This is a genomic window from Nitratidesulfovibrio vulgaris str. Hildenborough (assembly GCF_000195755.1).
Classification (GTDB): Bacteria; Desulfobacterota; Desulfovibrionia; order Desulfovibrionales; family Desulfovibrionaceae; genus Nitratidesulfovibrio; species Nitratidesulfovibrio vulgaris.
Window position 1 is genome coordinate 3,109,896 of record NC_002937.3, and the last position, 21,382, is coordinate 3,131,277.

At 66.9% G+C, this 21,382-nt stretch carries 17 protein-coding genes; 12 read left to right on the plus strand and 5 right to left on the minus strand.

The window, feature by feature from the left end; translation table 11 throughout:
- Nucleotides 1-12 precede the first annotated feature (12 nt).
- From DVU_RS14100 to DVU_RS14120, 5 genes are all read right to left on the minus strand, one after another.
- A complete protein-coding gene (locus DVU_RS14100) occupies nt 13-840 on the minus strand; it encodes a methionyl-tRNA formyltransferase (RefSeq protein WP_010940258.1) in 828 nt (275 codons plus the stop codon).
- A gap of 164 nt (nt 841-1,004) precedes the next feature.
- Nucleotides 1,005-2,195: a hypothetical protein gene (locus tag DVU_RS14105; RefSeq protein WP_010940259.1), complete on the minus strand. Its 1,191-nt coding sequence runs from the start codon at nt 2,193-2,195 to the stop codon at nt 1,005-1,007.
- Nucleotides 2,192-2,989 (minus strand): multinuclear nonheme iron-dependent oxidase, encoded by a 798-nt coding sequence (locus DVU_RS14110; protein ID WP_010940260.1) that lies wholly within the window; start codon nt 2,987-2,989, stop codon nt 2,192-2,194. Before DVU_RS14110 ends, DVU_RS14105 begins: the two co-directional genes overlap by 4 nt.
- The gene (locus tag DVU_RS14115; RefSeq protein ID WP_014524597.1) at nt 2,986-4,119 is read right to left on the minus strand and encodes a class I SAM-dependent methyltransferase; all 1,134 of its coding nucleotides are present in this window, start codon (nt 4,117-4,119) and stop codon (nt 2,986-2,988) included. Before DVU_RS14115 ends, DVU_RS14110 begins: the two co-directional genes overlap by 4 nt.
- A 70-nt stretch (nt 4,120-4,189) precedes the next feature.
- A complete protein-coding gene (locus tag DVU_RS14120; protein ID WP_010940262.1) occupies nt 4,190-5,302 on the minus strand; it encodes a radical SAM protein in 1,113 nt (370 codons plus the stop codon).
- Between the two features lie 328 nt (nt 5,303-5,630).
- Here DVU_RS14120 and DVU_RS14125 point away from each other — a divergent pair, with 328 nt between their 5' ends.
- The 12 genes from DVU_RS14125 to DVU_RS14180 are packed head-to-tail and all read left to right on the plus strand — an operon-like array spanning nt 5,631 to nt 21,326.
- Nucleotides 5,631-7,355 carry a radical SAM protein gene (locus DVU_RS14125; RefSeq protein ID WP_011791573.1) on the plus strand — a complete coding sequence of 575 codons (1,725 nt, stop codon included), beginning with the start codon at nt 5,631-5,633 and terminating at the stop codon, nt 7,353-7,355.
- 10 nt (nt 7,356-7,365) lie between these two features.
- Entirely contained in the window at nt 7,366-8,400 is a 1,035-nt protein-coding gene (locus tag DVU_RS14130; protein WP_010940264.1) for a DegT/DnrJ/EryC1/StrS family aminotransferase, read from the plus strand.
- 19 nt (nt 8,401-8,419) lie between these two features.
- Nucleotides 8,420-9,772, plus strand: coding sequence for a cytidylyltransferase domain-containing protein (locus DVU_RS14135; RefSeq protein WP_223295113.1), 1,353 nt, complete (start codon nt 8,420-8,422; stop codon nt 9,770-9,772).
- Between the two features lie 2 nt (nt 9,773-9,774).
- Nucleotides 9,775-10,998 (plus strand): tetratricopeptide repeat protein, encoded by a 1,224-nt coding sequence (locus DVU_RS14140; protein ID WP_010940266.1) that lies wholly within the window; start codon nt 9,775-9,777, stop codon nt 10,996-10,998.
- Nucleotides 10,995-12,071 (plus strand): N-acetylneuraminate synthase family protein, encoded by a 1,077-nt coding sequence (locus tag DVU_RS14145; RefSeq protein WP_010940267.1) that lies wholly within the window; start codon nt 10,995-10,997, stop codon nt 12,069-12,071. The genes DVU_RS14140 and DVU_RS14145 overlap by 4 nt, the downstream gene beginning before the upstream one ends.
- A complete protein-coding gene (locus DVU_RS14150; protein ID WP_010940268.1) occupies nt 12,068-13,051 on the plus strand; it encodes a radical SAM/SPASM domain-containing protein in 984 nt (327 codons plus the stop codon). The genes DVU_RS14145 and DVU_RS14150 overlap by 4 nt, the downstream gene beginning before the upstream one ends.
- A 9-nt stretch (nt 13,052-13,060) precedes the next feature.
- Nucleotides 13,061-14,239 carry a DegT/DnrJ/EryC1/StrS family aminotransferase gene (locus tag DVU_RS14155; protein ID WP_010940269.1) on the plus strand — a complete coding sequence of 393 codons (1,179 nt, stop codon included), beginning with the start codon at nt 13,061-13,063 and terminating at the stop codon, nt 14,237-14,239.
- 13 nt (nt 14,240-14,252) lie between these two features.
- Nucleotides 14,253-15,038: a WbqC family protein gene (locus DVU_RS14160; protein ID WP_223295161.1), complete on the plus strand. Its 786-nt coding sequence runs from the start codon at nt 14,253-14,255 to the stop codon at nt 15,036-15,038.
- A gap of 28 nt (nt 15,039-15,066) precedes the next feature.
- Nucleotides 15,067-16,938 (plus strand): hypothetical protein, encoded by a 1,872-nt coding sequence (locus DVU_RS14165; RefSeq protein ID WP_014524598.1) that lies wholly within the window; start codon nt 15,067-15,069, stop codon nt 16,936-16,938.
- Between the two features lie 52 nt (nt 16,939-16,990).
- Nucleotides 16,991-18,697, plus strand: coding sequence for a glycosyltransferase (locus tag DVU_RS14170; RefSeq protein WP_010940272.1), 1,707 nt, complete (start codon nt 16,991-16,993; stop codon nt 18,695-18,697).
- Nucleotides 18,685-20,778 (plus strand): asparagine synthase (glutamine-hydrolyzing), encoded by a 2,094-nt coding sequence (gene asnB / locus DVU_RS14175; RefSeq protein ID WP_010940273.1) that lies wholly within the window; start codon nt 18,685-18,687, stop codon nt 20,776-20,778. The genes DVU_RS14170 and asnB overlap by 13 nt, the downstream gene beginning before the upstream one ends.
- Nucleotides 20,760-21,326 carry a class I SAM-dependent methyltransferase gene (locus DVU_RS14180; RefSeq protein WP_010940274.1) on the plus strand — a complete coding sequence of 189 codons (567 nt, stop codon included), beginning with the start codon at nt 20,760-20,762 and terminating at the stop codon, nt 21,324-21,326. Before asnB ends, DVU_RS14180 begins: the two co-directional genes overlap by 19 nt.
- Nucleotides 21,327-21,382 lie beyond the last annotated feature (56 nt).

Genomic DNA, 21,382 nt, shown 5'->3' on the forward strand with positions numbered 1-21,382 from the left:
CTGTAGGGCCGTTCACCGCACATCCTCCAGCCTGCACCGCACCTCGCCATCGGCGAAGGTGAGCGTCTCGCACCGGGCATCTGCGACACTGTCCATCTCCACTATCGCGGCCCTGCGTCCGCCGTCCACCCACAACGGAAACCTGTAGGGGGCCAGTGCCCGGTACAGGCGGCGCGCCGTCTCCACGGGATGCGTGCGCCCCACCTCCACCTCGGCCCCTTCCAGTGCGGGTGCGAGGGTCGCCTCGCCCTGCTGGTCGAAAGGTTCAAGACGTCCGGAGACGAATCCGTGCACCACGTCGGGCAGCGCCGGGGCCGCAATGCGTCCGGCCTCGCGAAGCACATCCCCCGCGTTCCATGCGGGGTCGATGCCGATGCGGTGCTGCCACAGCAACGGCCCTTCGTCGAATGCCTGCGTGAGCAGATGCAGACTCACCCCCGTCTCCGCCACACCGTCGAGGATGGCACGGCGCACCGGGTCGGCCCCCCTGTACTGCGGCAGCAACGAGGGGTGGACGTTGATGCCTGCCTGTGCCACGCCCCCGTAGAGGTCTTCCGGCAACAGCAGGGAGTACCCGGCGCTGACCACCACGTCGGGCCGCGCCGCACCGATGACCGCCAGCGCGTCGTCACCCTTGAGGCTGCGAGGCTTGAAGACGGCGATGCCGGATACCTGCGCCTCGCACCACTCCGTCACCGGTGTGGCGAAGGTGCGTTCGCCCCCGCTGCCGAGGTCGTCGTGCCGGGTGACGACCAGCACCACGTCGGTGCGTGGACTCGCGTGCAGTGCGGCAAGATAGTCGACACTCCATGCGTAGCTGCCGAAGAAGGCCACACGCACGGGGCCACCTGCAAGATCGCGAAATCCTTGACGATGTCTTGTGGCTTGGTGCCCGGACTGCCGCTGCGCAAGACGTCGTTGCCCAAGAACTCGTTGACCAGAAGGTCGGTGCCCGACGGGTCGATGGCTGACCAAGTCAGGGTGCGGATGCGACGAAGGCTTGCTCATGCAGCCCCCTTTGCGGCTGCAACGCCGCGCGGCGTCGTGGCCCCGCCACAAAGCACCTGTGCCAGCCGCGCCGCACAACCGGGGCGTATGCCCAGCGGATTGCGCGAGACGGGCAGCAGCCGCCGCACATCGTCCAGCCCCGCCTGCAGGGTCGTCATGTCACCGATGCACGCGACACCCCACGAGGCTGCGTCGAAAGGCGAGGCTTCTTTGCCCGCACCGCCGTAGGCGGCCCCGATATCGAGGCTTGCCACGGGCCTGCCAAGATACACGGCCTCCACCAGCACGGTACTCTGCATCCCCAGCACCACGTCTGCGGCAAGCAGAAGTTCGTCCTTGGTGCCGCCCCACATGGCGCGATGCAGGACGCCATCCGCCCTTGCCTCCATGCGTGAGGCGTACTTGCCGGGAGTCTCGCGCGGGTGGGGCTGCACGAAAAGCGCGGCAGGACGCGACCGGCGCGAAAGCGCGGCAGCGACGGCATCAAAGATGGAGAGTTCGTCGTAGCCGAGGCGTCCGCTATCGAGAAAATCGAGGTGGGCGTCATGGTAGACGGCGCGGTGGTCGCTGAAGGGCTGCGAGAAATAGGCCACGAGCAACGCATCGTCAGGCAACCCGGCGGCACGGCGCACTCGTTCAGCCGCAACGCGCGAGGCAGCGGCGTCAACCGCGAGCAATCGCTCGAATTCGGGATGCCCGCAGTCCGTCACAGGCATGGGGCATCCGGCCCGCACGAGGTCTTCCGCCACCTTCACACCGGGGGCCAGCACCGTACCGGGGCCGGGGTGCATCTGCACCACACGTTCGGGGATGCAGGTGGCGAAGTCGATGTAGTAATGCACAGGCAACCCCGCGCCACGTGCGACGGTAGCAAGGCGTTCGTCGATGCACAGGCCGAGGTCGGTTCCGACGAGTACGGTGTCCACCCCTTCCAGAAGACGCCCGAGGGTCGCATCGCGATGTGAGGCATCCACGTCGGGCAGGTCGACAAGCCAGCCCTCCGGCAGATGTCCCTCCGACGAGAGGCCATTCGGCCCGGCCTCCGCCCCCAACGCACGCGACAGCCACCCCCGCAAGGCCGGAGGGCAGCCAAGACGCCACTCGACGTCGGAGAACGCCCCGTCAAGGAGCATCCGCGCAAGGCACACGAGGGTGCCCGGCGCACCCGACGCCGCGAAGAGCCTCATGCAGCCACCTCCACCAGCAGAGTGTGCAGGTCGCGCACCGTGGACAGAAGGTCGGCGGGCGAGGCGTAGTACTCGATCACCACATGCCGCACGGGGGCGCGGGCGAGGATGTGCCGCAGGGCCAGCGCCTCATCCGCGCCGGGTCTCTCGTGGGTGTCTTCCCACACGCCAAGCTCAAGCCCCGGCCTGCTGTAGTGCACCTCGGTGACGCGATGCAGGGGCAGGGCGTCGAGGTACGCCGCGAAATCATAGCCGAGATGCGCCGCGCTGATGCGGGCGTGGCCGATGTCGAGCAGCAACTGGGCATCCAGCGCGTCGAGGAAGCGGTGGATGAAGGCCGGGTCGCACACGTGGTCGTACACGCCCGTGGGATAGTAGTTGAGAATCTCGAACTTGAGTGTGCCGTCGAAGTGCTCACGGATACGCGCGACGCCCTCCTGCGCCACCTCGATGAGCGCATCCTGCCCGAGGACCTCGCTGGCAGGGTACGAGCGCACGAAGCGGCCTGCGGTGGGACGATTCTCGTAACGGCGGCAGGCGGGGCCGAGGTCGCACGCGAACGAGCGTATGCCCCGCGCCGCCATGAAGTCGAACACCCGCTGGCGTTCCAGCCATACCCACAGGTCGTCGCTGATGATGCCGTGGGGCGACTCCATCAGCACGTCGACGCCATCGGGCACGGGGCACGGCGGTGTGCCGCCCTTGAACTCCACCCCGCCGAGATACGGGTCGATGTCATGACGCGCCCCGGCGTAGCAGTCCGTCACGGGCACGCACAGCCGCACGCCGCTCATGGCCGTTTACGGAGCACGGCCACATAGTCGCGACCGAACCCGCCCCCTATGAGGCTCGCATAGAACCGCGAGAGCGTACCCATGTCGTCGGCGAAGCTGTCTTCGAAGGCGCAGCGCATGAGGTGCGCCTGCCGCCCGAGCTCAGGCTGCTTGCGGTAGTCCATGCCCATGAGCAGGAACATCTCGATGGGGAACTGCGCCTCCTCGTGTACCACGTCGAAGCCCTGCGCATCGACGAAGCGCCTTGCCTGCGGCACGTCCCAGTAGTTGAGGTGGTCGGGCGGGGCCACGAACCATGCGTCGGAACCGGAACGCTCCAGATACTTCATCTGGATGGCGTTGAAGTCGTTGGGAATCTGGAAGAAGAGCCACCCCCCCGGTTTCAGCCGCGCACGGATGCGCTCCATGAAGGGCACGGGGTCGGGCACATGTTCGAAGATGTTGCCCGCGATGACCACGTCGTATTGCCTGCCTTCGGGCAGCATGGCGGGCGTGAACGGTGCGTTGATGAGTTCCAGCCCCGACTTGGCCGCCTCGCGGCACTCCGATTCGGAAGGTTCGAAGCCGGTGACATGGGCCCCCTTGCCGCGCAGCACAGAGAGGAAGCTGCCGTTGCCCGACGCCACGTCAAGCACGTCCAGCCCGTCCAGCGTCTCGCGCCCGATGGCGCGGCACAGCACGAAGGCGTGGTATTCGAAATTGAAGTTGCGCAATGAGGGCGAACTCTCGAAGGCGCGGTAGTGTTCCGCCAGCTTCTCGCGCGTAGGCCGCGGGAAGATGATGCGGTAGTCGTTGGCCGTATCGAAGAAGAGCAGATAGCCCTTGCCCTTCCAGCAGGGTGCGCCCTCGAGACGGTGCCGCAGGGCACCCTTCTGCGTTGCGGACACCGTGGTGCCGAGTCCGGCGTCGTCACCCACGGGGCGCGCCTCGCCGACGCACAGCGCCGCGCCCTCTCGCCAGCCCGTCTCGGGCAGCAGGTACAGGCCCGGTGCCGCCTCCACCGCACCGAACATGTCGGGATTGTGCACACACCCCGCAAGGGCGAAGCGTCCATGCACGCCGTCGGCGGTCATCTCGCCCAGGGTCGCGGGGTCGCACAGCAGAAGTCTGATGTCGTCGTTGGTGCTCATGTCGCGTATCTCCACCGCGCAGCCCCGCAGCCCCCGCGCTGTGCGCAAGGGTACGGCACGGGCCGTGCGCCTACAGGTTCCAGTCTTCGCAATGACGGCAAAGCTCTATCTGCGAATAGTCGCCGCGCTCGTGGCTGTCGATAATCTGACGATACCGCGCGCCCCGCGCCATCTCCGCAAGCGTCGTCTCATTGAGGTTGCCCAGGCTGAGTTCACCGTTGAAGTCGGTGTCGCACACGGTGACCTCGCCGTTGGAGAGGATGTAGAGGTCGCCACGCTCAAGCCGTTTGCAGGCGCGCGGGCCTATGGATTCGCGCGGCTTGATGGCGCTCGTCACCTTGGCGTCGATGCGGTTGCTGAAGGTCTCGAGACGGTTGACGGAAAGCAGGTCGACCCTGTCGGCCCATGTGTCGAGAAAGGCGTCTATCTCGTGCAGGGCTTCGTCCATCTCGATCATCTGCGCCCGCAGGTAGGGTCGCTGTACGCCGAGGTCGCGCTTGAGGTCCGCCAGTCGTTCGAGGTTGCCGCGCACCGTGGCGTAGTCGCCGTTGGGGACGATGCGGGCATAGGTGGCGGGCGTCATGGCGAGCAGCGAATAGTTGAAATAGTCCACCTTCGAGGTGAGCACACGGCGCATGATGTCTGGGGTGAGTTCCTGCCCCTTCGAGCTTATCCACTTGCGGCCCAGCGTGGGGTAGTCTTCGAGCATGTCGAGTATCTCGAAGATACGCGGATGCAACAGCGGTTCGCCGATGTGGAAGAGCTGCAACTGGTAGTTGTAGTGCTGTGCTATCTCATCCAGTGCGCGTCGCACGAGGTCGAGGTCCATGTGCTTGGGCTTGCGGGTGAAATGCCCGCCGTGCCGGGGGCACATGACGCAGTCGTTGTTGCAGCAGTTGGTGAGTTCGAGTTGCAACCGCTGGGGGAAGTCGGTGCGTGCGCGTTCCACCTGCCGACGGATGCAGGGCACCACGGGCAGGCCCAGCCCCTTCGCCAGCGAGACCGACGCCGCGCCTTCCTGCATCACGAGGTCGAAGTCGATGATCACAGGCGCGATGCGCCGTGCCACGGCGAACGTGCCCTTGCAGCCTTCGGGCAATGCCGCGCGAAAACGCGCTGCGGCCTCTGCATCGGCGGGGCATCCGGCCGCGCCACCCAGTCGATTGAGCGAGATGTATTCCATAGCGTATGCAACTCCACTGCACGTTCCGTTACTGCCGGCATCCTGCCCGCATCACCACGGTTCCACAAGGCCCGCCCGCCTGCGCCGGAGAGTCGACACCCCCGCCCTTGCGGCGGCACGGTGCCGAACGCCCCGCAGACGAAGCGGTTCAACGCTTCGACGGGGCCGTAGCCAGCGTGTGCGGGCAAACTCCTTGAGCAGAAGCACTATCCGTGCCAACATGCCCACCCGTCGCGTATGGGGACGACCCCGCTGGCCCGCTTATTGCTTGAGGCAGGGCGGCAGTCATACTTCATCAGTCGAACCCCGCAAACCCGCGAGTCGTGCCATGAACGCATCACGCAGTCTTCCACCCGTCATCATACAGGCGACCAACATCGCGCCGTTGCGCGGCAAACACCTGTTGCCACTGGTGGAAGGCCGCACGGTCATCGAGGTGCTCATCGGCAGGCTGCGCGGCATCTGGCACGACGACATCTGCGTGGCGACCTCCGACCTGCCCGATGACGACGCCCTGTGCGCGCATGTGGCCGCACTGGGGGCGCAGGTGGTGCGCGGGCCGCACCGCGACCTCGTGAAGCGGCTCATCCTCGCGGCAGAGGCCATGCACTGCGACCATTTCGTGCGCGTCATGGGTGCCGCCCCCTTCGTGTGCATCCCCCGTCTTGCCGACCTCGCAGCGGAACACGCCGAACGCGGCGTGGAGTTCAGCTACAACGAACACCGCATGGGCGTCCCGCGAGGCCTCGGCGGGCAGGTGGTTTCTGTCGACATGCTGAAGCGACTCGACGCCGCCGACATCTCCGCCGAAGTGCGTCAGGAATTCGCCTATTCCGTTCTCCAGAACGCGGAACATTTTGCCGTGCACCGGCAGGACAGCGACCTGCCCCGCCTCGCCCTCGACTTCCACCTTGAGACGACCAAGGACCTCTCCCTGCTGCGCGAAATCGCCGTCAACGTGCCCGATGTGACCATCGAGGCCATCATCGACTATGCGGCGCAGCACCCCGCCCTGCACACCCTCTCGCGGGCCTTTCCGCCCAAGGAGGTGGGGCTTGAGAAGCTGTTCCTCCACCCCGAGAAGATACTGGCCCTCACCAGCCAGAACGGACTGCCCGACGCCTCGTTCCCCGTCAGCGTGGAACTGTCGCTCACCAACCGCTGCAACCTCGCCTGCGTGTGGTGCTCCGACAAGGACCTGCGCGGACGGCAGGGCGTGAAGGCAACCCTGTCGCTCGACACCGTGCGCCGTCTCACCCATGAACTGCGCGAGGGCGGCACCAAGGGCATCGTCATCGAGGGTGGCGGCGAACCGACGCTGCACCCCGACTTCGCCGCCATCGTCGCGTGCATCACCGATGCGGGCATGGGTGCGGGACTCATCACCAACGGCGTGGTGACCCTCCCTCCCGACGTGCTGCGACGCCTCGACTGGGTGCGCGTGAGTCTCGACAGTTCGACCCGCGCCGAGTTCCAGAACGCCAAGGGGCGCGACGCCTTCGAGACCGTCATGGGCAACATCGCCCACTTCGCCCGGCACTGCCCCACCGTGGGCATCGGCTACGTGGTGACGCGGCACAACACCGAACACCTTGAGAGTCTCGTGCTGCGGGCGCGACAGGCCAAGGCGAGCTACATCCAGTTTCGCCCCGTCATCGACGCCCCCGACATCGCCCCCGAAGACTTCAACCTCGACTACCTCAAGCTCTTCGAGACCGACGGCTTCTGCGTCAACACCGACGCCATGCGCGACAATCAGGTACGGGGCAACAGCAACCTGCCCTGCCGCGCGCATCCGCTCACCTCGGTCATCGGGGCCGACGGGTCGGTGCACCTGTGCGGCAGGCTGAACATCTTCGACTGGTTCGAACCCATCGGCAACATCAACGAGCAGTCGTTCGGCGACATCTGGCGTGGCGCGAAGCGCAAGAGTGCCGCAAAGGCCCTTGCCGACCCCGGCTTCTGCGGGCAGTGGTGCCCCGAATGCCGCATCACCAAATTCAACCAGCTTCTGTGGCGTCTCTCGCAATCACGAACCCGCAACTTCATATAGGACGACAGCGATGCGCGTCATCATCGAAGAAGCCTATCGCCAACGGCTTCACGAACGCCTTGAGGAGGTGTTCGACTCCGGCTTCCTCTCCGACGGCCCCATGACCCGCCGCTTCGAGGAGGCCTTCGGCACGTTCACCGGGCTGGGGGCGAAGGCCGTCTCCAACGGCGGCGCAGGACTCTGGGCGTTGCTCGAATACGCCGGGGTACGCGGTGGCGAGGTCATCGTGCCCGCCAACACCTTCTGGGCCACGGCCCTCGCCGCCAGACGCGCGGGCGCCACCCCCGTCTACGCCGACTGCTGCCGCGACGACCTGTGCCTCGACCTCGAAGACGTGCGCCGCAAGGTGACTCCTGCCACACGCGCCGTCGTCCTCGTCCACATCGGCGGGCACATCGCCTTCCGCGCCGAGGAGATTGCCTCCTTCTGCCGCGAACGCGGCATCGCCCTCATCGAAGACTGCGCCCATGTCCACGGCGGCACATGGAACGGCAAGACCGGCGGGCATTACGGCATCGGCGGCAGCTATTCCTTCTACGCCACCAAGACCATGCCCCTAGGCGAAGGCGGCATGGTTGTCAGTGCCGACCCCGCCGTACTGGAATTCGTCGAACGCTTCCGCAACTACGGCAAGCAGGTCGTGGACGGCGTGGTCACCTACCCCATGAAGGACGCCTTCAACTTCCGCATGAGCGAGATGCAGGCGGCACTGGGCATGGTGCAACTGGAACGGATGCCCCGCATTCTTGCATGGAAGCGTGAACTCGCGGCCCGCTACGACGCCATCTTCGAGAATCGCGTGCGTTTCCCCGAAGGCATGGAATCGGGCTACTACAAGTACATCGTCTTCGACGCCCCCGCACTGCGCGAGGCCACGGGCAAGGTCTTCGCCCGCACCGACCTCGGCCCCGTCATCGAAGACAAGGACTGGAACCTGCCCGGTACGGCATGGGTGGTCGAACACCACCAGTGCCCGCCCATCTGGTACGGTTGGGACGGCTTCGACCTCGACGTGCCGGGGCTGCGTGCCCGGCTTCTGGGGTAGGGGGCAGGCGATGCGCGTCATGGCCTTCGTTCAGGCGCGGATGGGTTCGACGCGCCTTCCCGGCAAATCGCTCATGCCCGTATGGAACGGCATGGGCGTGCTGGAGATGACGTTGCGCCGCGCCCTGCGCGCCCGCACCCTTTCGGGGGTCGTGCTGTGCACCAGCACCGACCCCGCCTGCGACGCGCTGGAGACGCTGGCTAGCGGCCTTGGCGTTCAGGCCTTCAGAGGGCCGGAAGACGACGTGCTGACACGCTATGCACTGGCGACGGAACGATTCGAACCCGATGCCGTGGTACGCATCTGCGCCGACAGCCCCCTCGTGTGCCCCGAAGGCATCGACGCGCTGGTCGCCTTCTTCCGTGATGAAGGACTCGACTACGCCGCCCACGCCATGGACGGCACGGGGCTGCCCGACGGCCTCGGGTGCGAGGTGTTCACCGCCGCCGCCCTTGCGCAGGCGCACGCCGAAGCCACCGCCCCCGAAGACCGCGAACACGTTTCGCTCTTCATCCGCCATCGACCGGAACGTTTCAGACAGGCGACACTTGCCGCAGACGCAGCCCTGCGCGCCCCCGGCGTATCCCTCGACGTGGATACGCAAGACGACCTCGACGCGCTGCGCCGTTTCATCATGGCCCTGCCGCCCTCCGAAGGCCCCTTCTGGAGTGCGGACGCCATCGCCCCCCTCGCACGGGGGCTGCATACGCCGCCACAAGGAACCTCCATGGACATCGCCTCCGACGACTACCACGACTTCTTCATCAGGGACGGGAAACTCATCGGCGAGTTCGAACAGATGTACCGCAAGTCGCGCCATGCCCCGTGGCATCAGGACGAGGCCTGCGACAAGTGGTTCAACAAGGTCTCTGCCGCACTGGTGGGACACGCGCTTGACGACCCGTCCGTACGCACGGTGTTCGAGGTCGGCAGCGGCCTCGGCTACTTCCTTTCCCAATTCGCGGGCGAAGGCCGCACCCTGACGGGCACCGACGTCTCCGCCACCGCCGTGGAGAAGGCACGCGCCCTGTTTCCCGGCATCTCGTTCGAGGTGGACGACATCCGCTTCGAGGGGCGACGCGGCCCCTACGACCTTTGCCTCATGCAGGCGGTGTGCTGGTGCATCTTCCCGCACATGGACGACGTGGTCCGCAACGTCACCGCCACGGTACGACCGGGCGGATACCTCTTTCTCGGCGAGTGCTTCCAGCCTCTGGACGGCCCCTTCGCGGGCAAGGACGTCATCCCCACGCCCGATGCGCTCATCGGGCATTTCAGCCATGCCTTCGACACCGTGGCCGACGTGCGCGTCACCCGCGGCGAGATGGGCGGCGGCCCCATCATCTACTGGCTGGGGCGCCGGAGGGGTTGACCATGGGCCTGTTCGACGCCGGACATGACGAACTGCTGCGCAGCGCGGGCAGCGACGACACGCCGCTGCGCACGCACGAGGAGCACGCCTCCAACGATTTCTACGGCAACGCCTCCGTCCTGAAACGGTACGCGGGGCTGCCCCGCACCGCCAGTCTTGCCGCCACGGTGGAACACGGGGTCTTCTACGGCGACTATGTGTGGGAAGTGGACATGGACGCCCCCCTGCCCGCCGTCATCGCGCCATCGCCCGCACGCCTCGACACGCTGGCGCGGCACACGCCCAAGGCCACGTTCGCCATCGGGCCCATGGTGCACTACGCGCCGCCCTCCCTCGGTCCCGAAGAACTCGCGGCGGAGAAGGCGCGTCTCGGCAGTGTGCTGCTGGCCTTTCCCAAGCATTCGTGCCACTGGACGCAGGCCATCTACGACATCGACGCCTTCTGCCACACGTTGCGCCGCACAGGGCGCGACTTCGACACCGTGCTGGTGTGCCTCTACTGGAAGGACGTATTGCAGGGCACGGCCCGCGCCTTCATGGAACGCGGCTTCCGCTGCGTGACGGCAGGGCACATGTACAGCCCCTATTTCCTCAACAGGCTGCGGGCCATCATCGAGGTCGCCGACGCGGGCATCGCCAACTTCTTCTCCTCGGCCCTCGGGTACTGCGTCCACCTTGGCAGGCCGTTCCGCATCGCCATGCAGGACATGGAGTTCGTCACCCCCGACGCCGCCATGCAGACGCATCGCGAGCACATCTTCAGCACTTCGTCCGGGTCGTGGGAGGCAGACATCGCGGAGGCCTTCAAGGGTGCCCCCATCACCATCACCCCGCACCAGCGGCAACTGGTCGATACCATGTGGGGCAGCGCGCATGTCCGTGATGCGGCGACCCTGCGGCGCATCCTCGACCTGTGCGCGGCCATGCGCACCTCGGGGGCATCCGTCGCCGCCAGCGACTGCATCGCCGCCGACATGGCCGCCCTGTGCATGGTCGAAGAACGCCCCGACGACGCGCTGCTGTTGCTCGAGGGCGTACTGCACCGTGAGACGCCGCCGGCACGCGCCCTCGCCACACTGGCAGAGGCCCACCTCGCCCTCGGGGCCACGGAACGCGCCCTCGACGCGGCCCGACGCCTCGCCCGTAGCGCACCGGACGATGCCCGCCTCGCGGGGCTTCTGCAACGCATAGCCACCCGCACGGGTGCCTCGACGGTAGCACCATGACCGCGACACCAGATTGCATGTCCGATACGCCTTCGCCGCTTGCCCCCGCAGGAGGGCGTGCCGCCATCATCGCCGAAGTGGGACTCAACCACGGTGGCGACGCCGACCTCGCATGGGAGATGATCGAAAGCGCGTGGGAACACGGGGCCGACCTCGTCAAACTCCAGTCGTTCGCCCCCGGCGGGCTGCTGCACCCCTCGCTGCCCTACGCCGCAAGCATGGAGGGCATGATGCTCTCGCTGCGGCAGCACGAGGCCCTCTTCGAACGGGCGCGGCGTCAGGGCATCGCCCTCATCACCACCCCCTTCGACGCGCCCACGCTCGACCTTTGCACCCGCTTCCGCATCGCCGCCGTCAAGGTGGCTTCCATGGACCTCGACAACACGGCGCACCTGCGTGCCGTGGCGCGCACGGGCCTGCCGGTCATCCTCTCGTGCGGCATGGGCGACCACGCCGATATCGGCAAGGCCCTCGCCACATTGCGCGAGTCCGGCGCGACCGACGTCACGCTGCTGCACTGCATCTCCGACTATCCCGCAAGGCTCGAGGACATGCAGCTTGCCGAGATGCCGCGACTGGCGGCCCGCTTCGGCGTGCCCGTGGGCCTGTCCGACCACAGCCTCGGCCTCGAAGCCTCGCGCATGGCGCTGGCACTGGGGGCGAGGGTCATCGAACGCCACTTCACCACCGACCCGGCACTGATGGAACGCATCCCCGATGCCGACCACGACATTTCGATCACCCCGGCACAGTTGCGTGAACTGCGCCTCGCCGCGGAACGCACCGCCCTCGCCCTCGGCGGGGCCGAACGCGTGCTCGCCCCGCAAGAGAGCGCAGGACGCACGGCATCGCGCCGGGGTCTCTACGCCCGCACCCGCCTCGCCGCAGGGCATATCCTGCGTGCCGAGGACGTGACGGCCCTGCGCCCCGTGGCGGCATTGCCCGCATCGGCGCTGGACGCCGTGCTGGGCAGGCCCTGCCCCTGCGACCTTGCCCCGCTGGCACCCATTCCCGCGTCCATGCTGCCCAGCCACGAAGAAGCCGTAACAGACGACAAGGAAGGTGCCGCATGACGCCGCAACCTCTTCCCCGCGTGGTCAACCTCGAACTGACCAACCGTTGCGACATGGGCTGCGTCTTCTGCGACCATGCCGCCATGCGCGGCACCATGCGCATGGGCGACATGCCGCCGGAGAGACTCGACGCCATCGTCGACCAGCTTCTCGACGCCCTCGCGGGCCGCAGATTGCCCGAGATAGGCATGGTGGGCCTCGGCGAACCCATGCTGAACCGCCACCTCGAGACGCACCTTGCAAGCCTCGCCCGCATCGCCCCGCACTGCGACAGGGTGACCTTCAACTCCAACCTCGTGCATCTCGACGACGCCAAGGCCCGCCTCATGCTGGGTTCCGTCGCCACGGCATGCACCTTCTCGGTGAACGCCCCCGACCGCGAACACTACCGGCGCATCATGGGACGCGACCTCTTCGAACGGGTGCTCGCCAACCTCACGGGCTTTCTCGAAGTGCGCCGGCGGCTGCGCCCCGACTTCCCGGTGGGTGTGCAAATCATGGAACAGCAGGGCGGCGAGGTGCAGAAACTCACAGCGCGCATCCCCGCCGACCTGTGCGAGGGCGTCTCGTTCTTCGTGCGCAGACTCTACAGCAAGCCCGCGCTGGTCGACCATGTGGCGCACAGCGACACCCCCGACGTGCGCCCCTTCGACGTGACCGAAGCCCGCTATCCCTGTTACGAGTTGTACAGCAAGGTCTACATCGACATCGACGGCAACCTGTATCCCTGCACCATCGGCAACGACTGCCACAGGGCGGGCAGCGGGCTGCACATCGGCAATGTGGACGAGACCCCGGTCGGCGCGCTCTTCAACGGCGCAGCACTCGCCGCGGCACGCGCAAGGGCCGAGGCCGACGCGCTGCCCTTTCCCGAATGTGCGGCCTGCAACATATGGGCACTCACCCCCAACAACTTCGAACGCACGCACGAAGGCCGCTGGACCCTGCGCCCCGACCACAGGCGGGCCTTCGGCCTCTGAGGTGGCACCATGAGCTTCACTCCCGCATCCGCATTCATCCCCTTCTCTCCGCCGCAGATAGGCCCGGAAGAGGAGCACGAACTTCTCGAGGCCCTGCGCAGCGGCTGGATAACCACCGGCCCCCGCGTGCGCGCCTTCGAAGCCGCCACAGCAGCCGTGGCGGGCGCGACCCACGGCGTGGCCACGTTCTCGTGCACCGACGCCATGCTTGTGGCTTTGGCCGCCTTCGGGGTCGGCCCCGGCGACGAGGTGATAACCACCCCGTACACCTTCATCTCCACGGCGCAGGTCATCCTGCATCGCGGGGCGCGCCCCGTGTTCGTGGATGTGGACCCGCGCACCTTCAACATCGACCCCGCCCGCATCGAGGCCGCCATCACCCCGCGCACGAGGGGCATCATGCCCGTGCACTTCGCGGGGCAGGTGTGCGACATGGACGCCATCCTCGCCATCGCCCGCAGGCACGGTCTCTTCGTCATCGAGGATGCCGCCCACGCCTTCGGCGCCACCCACAACGGGCACCCCGTGGGCACACTGGGCGACGTGGCGTGCTTCAGCTTCTACGCCACCAAGAACATCACCACGGCCGAAGGCGGCATGGCCGTCACCAGCGATGCCGACCTCGCACAGCGTATGCGGGTGCTCTCCATGTACGGCATCAGCGACGCACGCGAGATATGGCAGAAGCGCTACACCCGCGCGGGCAACATCCACTATGACGTGCAGGAGCTCGGCTACAAGTGCAACATGACCGACCTGTGTGCCGCGCTGGGGCTGGTGCAGCTGCGCCGCATGGACGCCATCGCCGCCGCCCGCCGCAGCTACGCCGCCATCTACGACGAGGCGTTCGCCGACCTGCCCGTGACGACGCCCCATGTCGCCCCCTACGCGGGGCACGCATGGCACCTCTACCCGCTGCGGCTCGACCTTGACCGCATCAGCCTCTCACGCGACGAGGTCATCCTGCGCCTCAAGGAATGCAACGTGGGAACGAGCGTCATGTTCACGCCGTTGCACCTCTTCTCGTACTTCCAGCGCGAGATGGGGTTCAACGAAGGCGACTTCCCCGTGGCCGAAGACCTCTTCTCGCGCGTGGTATGTCTGCCCATGTCGCCCGCCCTCGGTGAAGAGCGCATCCGCAAGGTGGCCGAGACCGTGGCGCACGTCGTCACCGAAGGCGCGAGGTAGCACCGTGCGCGCCATGTTGCTTCAGCCCTTCTACTTTCCGTGGGCGGGCATGTTCGACATGATGTCGCGCTGCGACCTCTTCGTGTTCTACGATGACGCGCAATTCGTCCGGGGCAGCTGGCAGAGTCGCAACCGCATCCTCTCGCCGCAGGGGGTGAAGTGGCTTTCCGTGGCCATCGACAGGTCGGGACATGTGGGCACCGCCATCCGCGACATGCGCGTCAACGACCGTGAAGGCTGGCGGACGAAGCACCTCAACCAGCTGCGCGAGGCATACCGCAAGACCCCCCACTTCGACCTCGTGTACCCGGAGGTGGAGACGCTGCTGGCGCAGGACTCGGACAGGCTTGTGGACTTCTCCACCGGCAGCGTGCTGCTGTGTGCGCGGCTGCTTGGCATCGCAACGCCCGTAGCCTGCGCTTCGACCTTCGATGTCGGGCCGTGCCGGGGCGAAGAGAAGGTCATCGCCCTCATGCGCGCGGCAGGGGCAGACTGCTATTACGACGGTGCCAGCGGCGTGGAACTCTACGCACCCGAACGGTTCGCCGCCGCGGGGCTGGCATTGCGCTTCCATGCCTATGAGCACCCCGTCTACGAACAGGGTGACAGCCTGCGTGAGCATGCGGCCCTTGCGAAGGCTGGAAGCGCTGCCGCGCCGGACGTACAGGGCACGCCGGACACGACGGGCACAGGCGGCGCACGTCCCTTCACGCCCTACCTTTCCGTACTCGACCTGCTCTTCCGCACCGGGCCGCAAGCGCTGGACATCCTGCGTTCCGGCAACCGCGAGGTCGCCTGACCACACAGCATCGACAGGAAGTCGAACCATGCCCTATCTCGTCGCCGTCCTCGTCTCCGCCCTCTACTATCTCGCCAAACGCAGCGCGTGGGGCGAGAGCATGTACCCGCATGAGGGGTACCACGCCTATTTCCGTTTCCCCTTCGGTCGGCACCCTCTCCGCTACTATGCGCTTGATGGCGGCAGTGCGCCCAACGCCCTTGCCAACCTCTTCTTCTCCACCGCCTACGCACACGGGAGGGACAGGGGCAACCGCGCCTACGACATCACGCTAGTGTTGACAGGCGTCTGCCTCTTCGGCATCACGCTGGCCCTCACGGGCGACGCCCGCATCGCCGCGGCGACCCTCACCGTCTACCACCTGCTGAACCTCGCGCCCCTCGCCACCCTGTCGTTCTGCAACGCCGAGACCGTCGTCAACTTCATGACAGCGCTGGGCACGCTGGTGACACTGTGCGGGATGCAGGCAGACATGCCGGCCATTTCCCTCGTCGGGGCGTTCATCGCCACGCTGGGCTTTCAGGCCAAGGCATGCACCTTCGACCACCTGTGGCCCCTCGCCTGCGCACTCGTCCTGCCCGTGCCCGCGCAACACGCATGGATGGCACTGGCGGGCACGGCGGCAGGACATGCCCTGTACGGCATCCTCGTCATCGTGGCATCGGGCCGGGGGGTCTTCCACCGCCTGCGCGCCCTGCTGGGGCTGCATCGCCGCAACGCGGCCCAGCGCAACGACGGGTTCGCCTATCGCACCATGCTACGCGACTTCGCCTTCTACCTGTTCGAGCATCTGCGGGTGGTGCTTCCCTTCACCCCCTTCCTGCCGCTGTACTTCATGGCGCACGGGCCGGACGCACGCCTGCCGTGGCTGATGCTCGCCCTTTTCACCCTGTCGGCACTCCACATGCTGGTGCGGGGCGTCTTCGCCATCCAGTACGGCGTACTCACGCACTTTCCGCTGGCCTTCGCCACCGCCGCCTGCCTTGTCCCGCATGGCGGCGACATGCTGTCCCACCCCTTCGCCACCGCCGCCATCCTCCTCACCGGGCTATGGTTTTCCGTCCATGGATACCGCGACAACGCCCAGAATCACCTCGGCGAATGGCGTACTGCCACGTTCTTCGTGCGACGCTTCATCATCGACTACCTGAAACCGCGCCTCGAACCGGGCGACCACATCTTCCAGGACGGGCATTTCACCGCCCTGTATGTGGAGACGGGGGCGCCCGGCCCCATCCCTGAACTCGTGTGGGCCGTCCATGCCCGCAACAACGCCCTGTGGGATGAAGGCCACCGCAGGGCCTTCAACGCCTTCTTCCGCGAGACACGCCCCCGCTGGCTGGTGCTCTTCGCCGACCAGCTGAACCTCGACGCGCTGGAGAGGGCCTACGGCCTGCGCTACCGCCTCGAGTCCGCACGATTCACCCGCATCTACAGGCTTGCCGAGACCGTGCCCCCCGAGGCGGCCGAGGACTTCGACCCGCGCACCCTCTACTCCGGCCCCGGCGCACGTCATGCGTCGGACATCGACGCCCTGGAGAAGAGGGCCGCGTTCCTGACCGCACGGGCGCAGCAACGCCTCGCGGAAGGCCGGACGGAGGTCGCCGCGGAGATGCTGCGCGACGTATGGGAGAGTGCGGGGCACCTGCCGGGGACGGGGGTTGCCTACGCCCTCGCACTGGAAGCGGCAGGCGATGCCGGTGGCGCGGTGCAGGTGCTGCGCGACGACCTGCTGCTGCACCCCGAAGGAGGGGCGGCCCCCCACCTTGAAAGGCTGGTTCCCGCAGTCGTGCCGCAAGGGTCGATAGCCCGCCTGCACCGGGCACTGCTTCCCAGTATCCTCGCGGCGGACTGCTATTTGCATAAAAAAGGGAAGGCCGCCGTCAACGCCACCCGCTGACGGTACGGGAAGGCACGTCAGGAACGACACCAAGCACGCAAGGAAGCACCGTATGCCGCCCACCGACGAACACCATACCCCCCTCTCGCTGGCAGAGGACATCGCACGAGAACAGCAGAACCCCACCCTGCGGGCTGCCGTCCTGCATCTGCGCCTCGGTGAGACGGAACAGGCGCGCAGGCTGCTTGAAGAGGCCACAGCCAAATCGCCGCGCAACGGGGCCATACCGCTGGTCATGGCCCTGCACCTTGCCGCCTCGGGCGACGGCGAAGGTGCCGACACATGGTTCCGCAAGGCCCTCGCCGCCGAACCAGACCAGCCCGAGGCCCTGCGCGCCTACGGTCTCTTCCTGCTGGGGCAGGACGCCACGGTACGTGGCCTGCGCCTGCTGCGCATGGCGGCTGAACTTGCGCCGCAATCGCTGGCCATCGGCCTCGAATGCGCCGGTGCGGCCATCATGTGCGGCGAGTACCACACCGCCCGCGACATGAGTCGCCGCATTCTCTCGGCATCTCCCGGCCACCCGCTGGCGTTGCGCAACCTCGGTGTCGCCCTCGCCGGACTCGGCGAGAAGGCAGAGGCCACGGATATACGCCGGCGTCTGCACGAAGCGGGGCACGAGGCCGAGGCCCAAGACCTCGACACCGTGCTGGCGCGCATGGAACAGGACATCCCGCCCGGTTCGCCACTGCCGGGCGACGAGGCCCTGCACCTTGCCTTCGCCTCGCGCAGCTTCGACATCTCGCCCTTCAGGATGCTGCCGTGCGAGCATGGACGCGACGACGGCCCGGTGGCCCTTTCCGTCATCGTCCCCATCAAGAACGAGGTGGAGAACCTGCCCATCCTGCACCGCGAGGTAGCGCAGGCACTGCACGACCTCAAGCAGCCGTGGGAACTCATCCTCGTGGATGACGGCAGCACCGACGGCAGCATCGAAGTGATGGAGGGCATCGCCGCCGCCGACCCGCGCGTGACCATCATCGTCTTCCGCCGCAACTACGGACAGACGGCGGCCCTCAGCGCGGGCTTCAAGCTGGCGCGTGGCGAAGTGGTGGTGACGCTGGACGGCGACCTGCAGAACGACCCCGCCGACATCCCCATGCTGCTGGAGGTCATGGCCGAGGGCAACGACATGGTGTGCGGCTGGCGCCGCGACCGCAAGGACAAGATGGTCACCCGGCGCATCCCCTCCATGGCCGCCAACTGGATCATCAACAAGCTCATCGCGGGCACGGGTGTGCAGTTGCACGACTTCGGCTGTTCGCTCAAGGCGTACAAGCTCAACATCGTCAAGAACATCAACCTGTACGGAGAGATGCACCGCTTCATCCCGGTGTTCGCGGCATGGCTTGGCGTCCGCATCGCCGAGGTGGAGGTCAACCACCGCCCCCGCACCCACGGCGTCACCAAGTACAATCTCTCGCGGGTATGGCGCGTCATCTTCGACCTGCTGCCGCTGCGCTTCTTCTCGGACTACATGACGCGGCCCATCCATTTCTTCGGCAAGATAGCCAACTACATGGTGGCCCTCGGGCTGGGCGGCATCGCCCTGACCACCCTGCTGGCGAAACTCTTCGGCATGCCGGGTGAGACGCTCACCTTCTGCCTCATGGTGGAGGTGCTGCTCATCGGCGGTCTGCTCATCCTGTGTCAGGGACTCATCGGCGAGGTGCTCATCCGCACCTACTTCGAGGCGCAGGGCAAGCGGCAGTTCGTCATCGAACGCATCATACGGAACGGCGACACATGTGCGGAATAGCAGGCATCGTCTCTCCCGGCGCACCCGTGGCCTCCGCCACGCTCGCCGCCATGACGGAGAGTCTCGCCCATCGCGGGCCCGACGCCTGCGGCCTCTTCATCCGGCCTTCCGGGGCGGGTAGCCCCCATGTGGGACTCGGGCACCGCCGCCTGTCCATCCTCGACCTCTCCGACGCGGGCGCACAGCCCATGCAGAGTGAGGACGGGGCGTTCACGCTGGTCTTCAACGGCGAGATATACAACTACCCCGACCTGCGACGCGACCTTGAAGCCGCCGGGCACATCTTCCGTTCGACGTCCGACACCGAAGCCATCCTGCGCGGCTACATGGCGTGGGGCGAAGGTGTCGTCGCACGTCTCAAGGGCATGTTCGCCTTCGCCCTGTGGGACGAACGAAAGCGCAGCCTGCTGCTGGCCCGCGACCGCTTCGGCAAGAAGCCCCTGCACTACGCCGTCACCCGGCAGGGCACGCTGCTCTTCGCCTCCGAACCCAAGGCACTTCTCGCGCACCCCGAATTCCGGCCCGAACCCGACGCCGCATCGCTTCTCCATTTCCTGCGCTACGACTATGTGCCCGCACCGCGTTCCATCTACGCCGGGGCCGCCAAGTTGCCGCCTTCGCATCTCATGGTGTGGCGCGACGGACGTCTTGAAGTGCGGCGTTACGCCAGCCTCGCCTTCTCCGGCGCGACCGGGGACCGCGGGGTTCCGCTGCGCGAGGCCGAAGCCGCCGTGGACGCGCTTCTCGACGCTGCCGTACAAAGACGCCTCGCCAGCGACGTGCCCCTCGGCGTCTTCCTCTCCGGCGGTCTCGACTCGTCAACGGTGCTTGCCTACATGACGCGGCACATCCCCGCCCACGACATCCGCACCTTCGCCATCGGCTTCGACGAAGCAAGCTACGACGAATCGGCCCATGCCGAGGCCATGGCGCGCCATGCCGGGTCGCACCACACCATGATGCGCCTGCCCGCCGCGCGGATGCTCGACCTGCTGGACATGGTGTGGACCACGCAGGACGAACCCATGGCCGACGCCTCCATCATCCCCACCCTGCTGCTGTGCCGTTTCGCGCGCGAACACATCACCGTGGCGCTGGGGGGCGACGGCGGCGACGAACTCTTCGCGGGCTACGACCCCGTGCTTGCCGACCTGCCCGCCCGCTGCCTCGACTGGCTGCCCCCGGCGGCCCTGCGGCTGCTACAGGGCATCGCGCTGCGGCTGCCCACGGGGGACGCCAACATGAGCCTCGGCTTCAAGGTTCAGCGTTTCCTCTCCGGTCTCGGGGCACGCGAGGTGGCTGCACGCCACCAGACATGGCTGGGGGCGTTCGACGACGAGGGGGCACGTGCCATGCTGCACCCCGACCTGCGCGCCGCCACACGCGACGTCTCGCCCCTCGACGCGCTGGACATGCTGCGCGAGGAGTGCCGCGACGCCTCACGGTTCGACGCCATGCTCCACTTCTACCAGCGCTTCTACATGTGCGGTTCCATTCTCACCAAGGTGGACAGCGCGAGCATGGCGGTCTCGCTGGAGGTGCGCTCGCCCTTCCTCGACCAGGACCTTGCGGACTACGTCAACAGGCTTCCGCGTGAGCACAAGTTGCGCGGTCTCACCCGCAAGGTGCTGCTGCGCAGGCTCATGCGTTCGCGCATGCCCGATGCGCTACTCAAACGTCCGAAGAAGGGCTTCGGCCTGCCGCTGGCCCGGTGGTTCCGCCATGAACTGCGGCCCCTCGTGACCGCCATGCTCGACCCCGGTCGCGTGGCGCAGGGCGGCCTCCTCGACCCCGTGACCGTGGAACGCATGGTACGCGACCACCTTTCGGGACGCCGCGACCACCGCAAGGAGATCTGGTCGGCCCTGTGCGTCGAGGCATGGCGCGAACGCTACCTGCATCACAGCCGCGCCACGGCATCCGACACGATAGAATTCGGCACGACGCCCCACGGAGACGGGCACCTCATCACAGCGCAAGCCGTCCCTGCACGGTCTTCGGCTGCCATCAACGACTCCACGAACGACAGCCCGTCATGGGCCGCGTCCCCTTCGAGGCACAGATGCAACGACTCAATCTAGGCTGCGGCCAGTACCCCAAAGCGGGGTTCCTCAACGTGGACGTGGACCCGCTTGCCAAGGCGGACGTGTTCCACGACCTGTCGTCCTTCCCCTATCCGTTCGAGGATGCGCGGTTCGACCTCGTGGAGATGGACCATGTGCTCGAACACCTGCCCTCGCCGCGCGACGCCATGCGCGAGATATGGCGCATCCTGAAACCGGGCGGCACGCTACGGTTACGGGTACCCCACTTCTCGCGCGGGTTCAGCCACTACGACCACAAATGCGGCTTCGACGTGACCTTTCCTCTCTATTTCGACCCCACGTTCCCCGGCGGCTACACGGGCATCCCCTTCGAGCATGTGCAGACGCGCCTTGTGTGGTTCGCGCAGCCTTGGCTCAAGCGGCAGGTGCTCGGCAACTTCGCCTTCAATGTGGGCAAGATGCTGGGGATGGTCTTCGACGCGCTGGGCAACATCGCGCCGCTGGCGACGAGCAGGCTTTTCTGCTTCTGGGTGGGCGGCTACGAGGAGATAACCTTCGAGTTGCGCAGGCCGACGAACACCTGACCCTTGAACGGCTCACGTACCCGGCAACCGGCTCACGCCTCGACCAGAATACGACA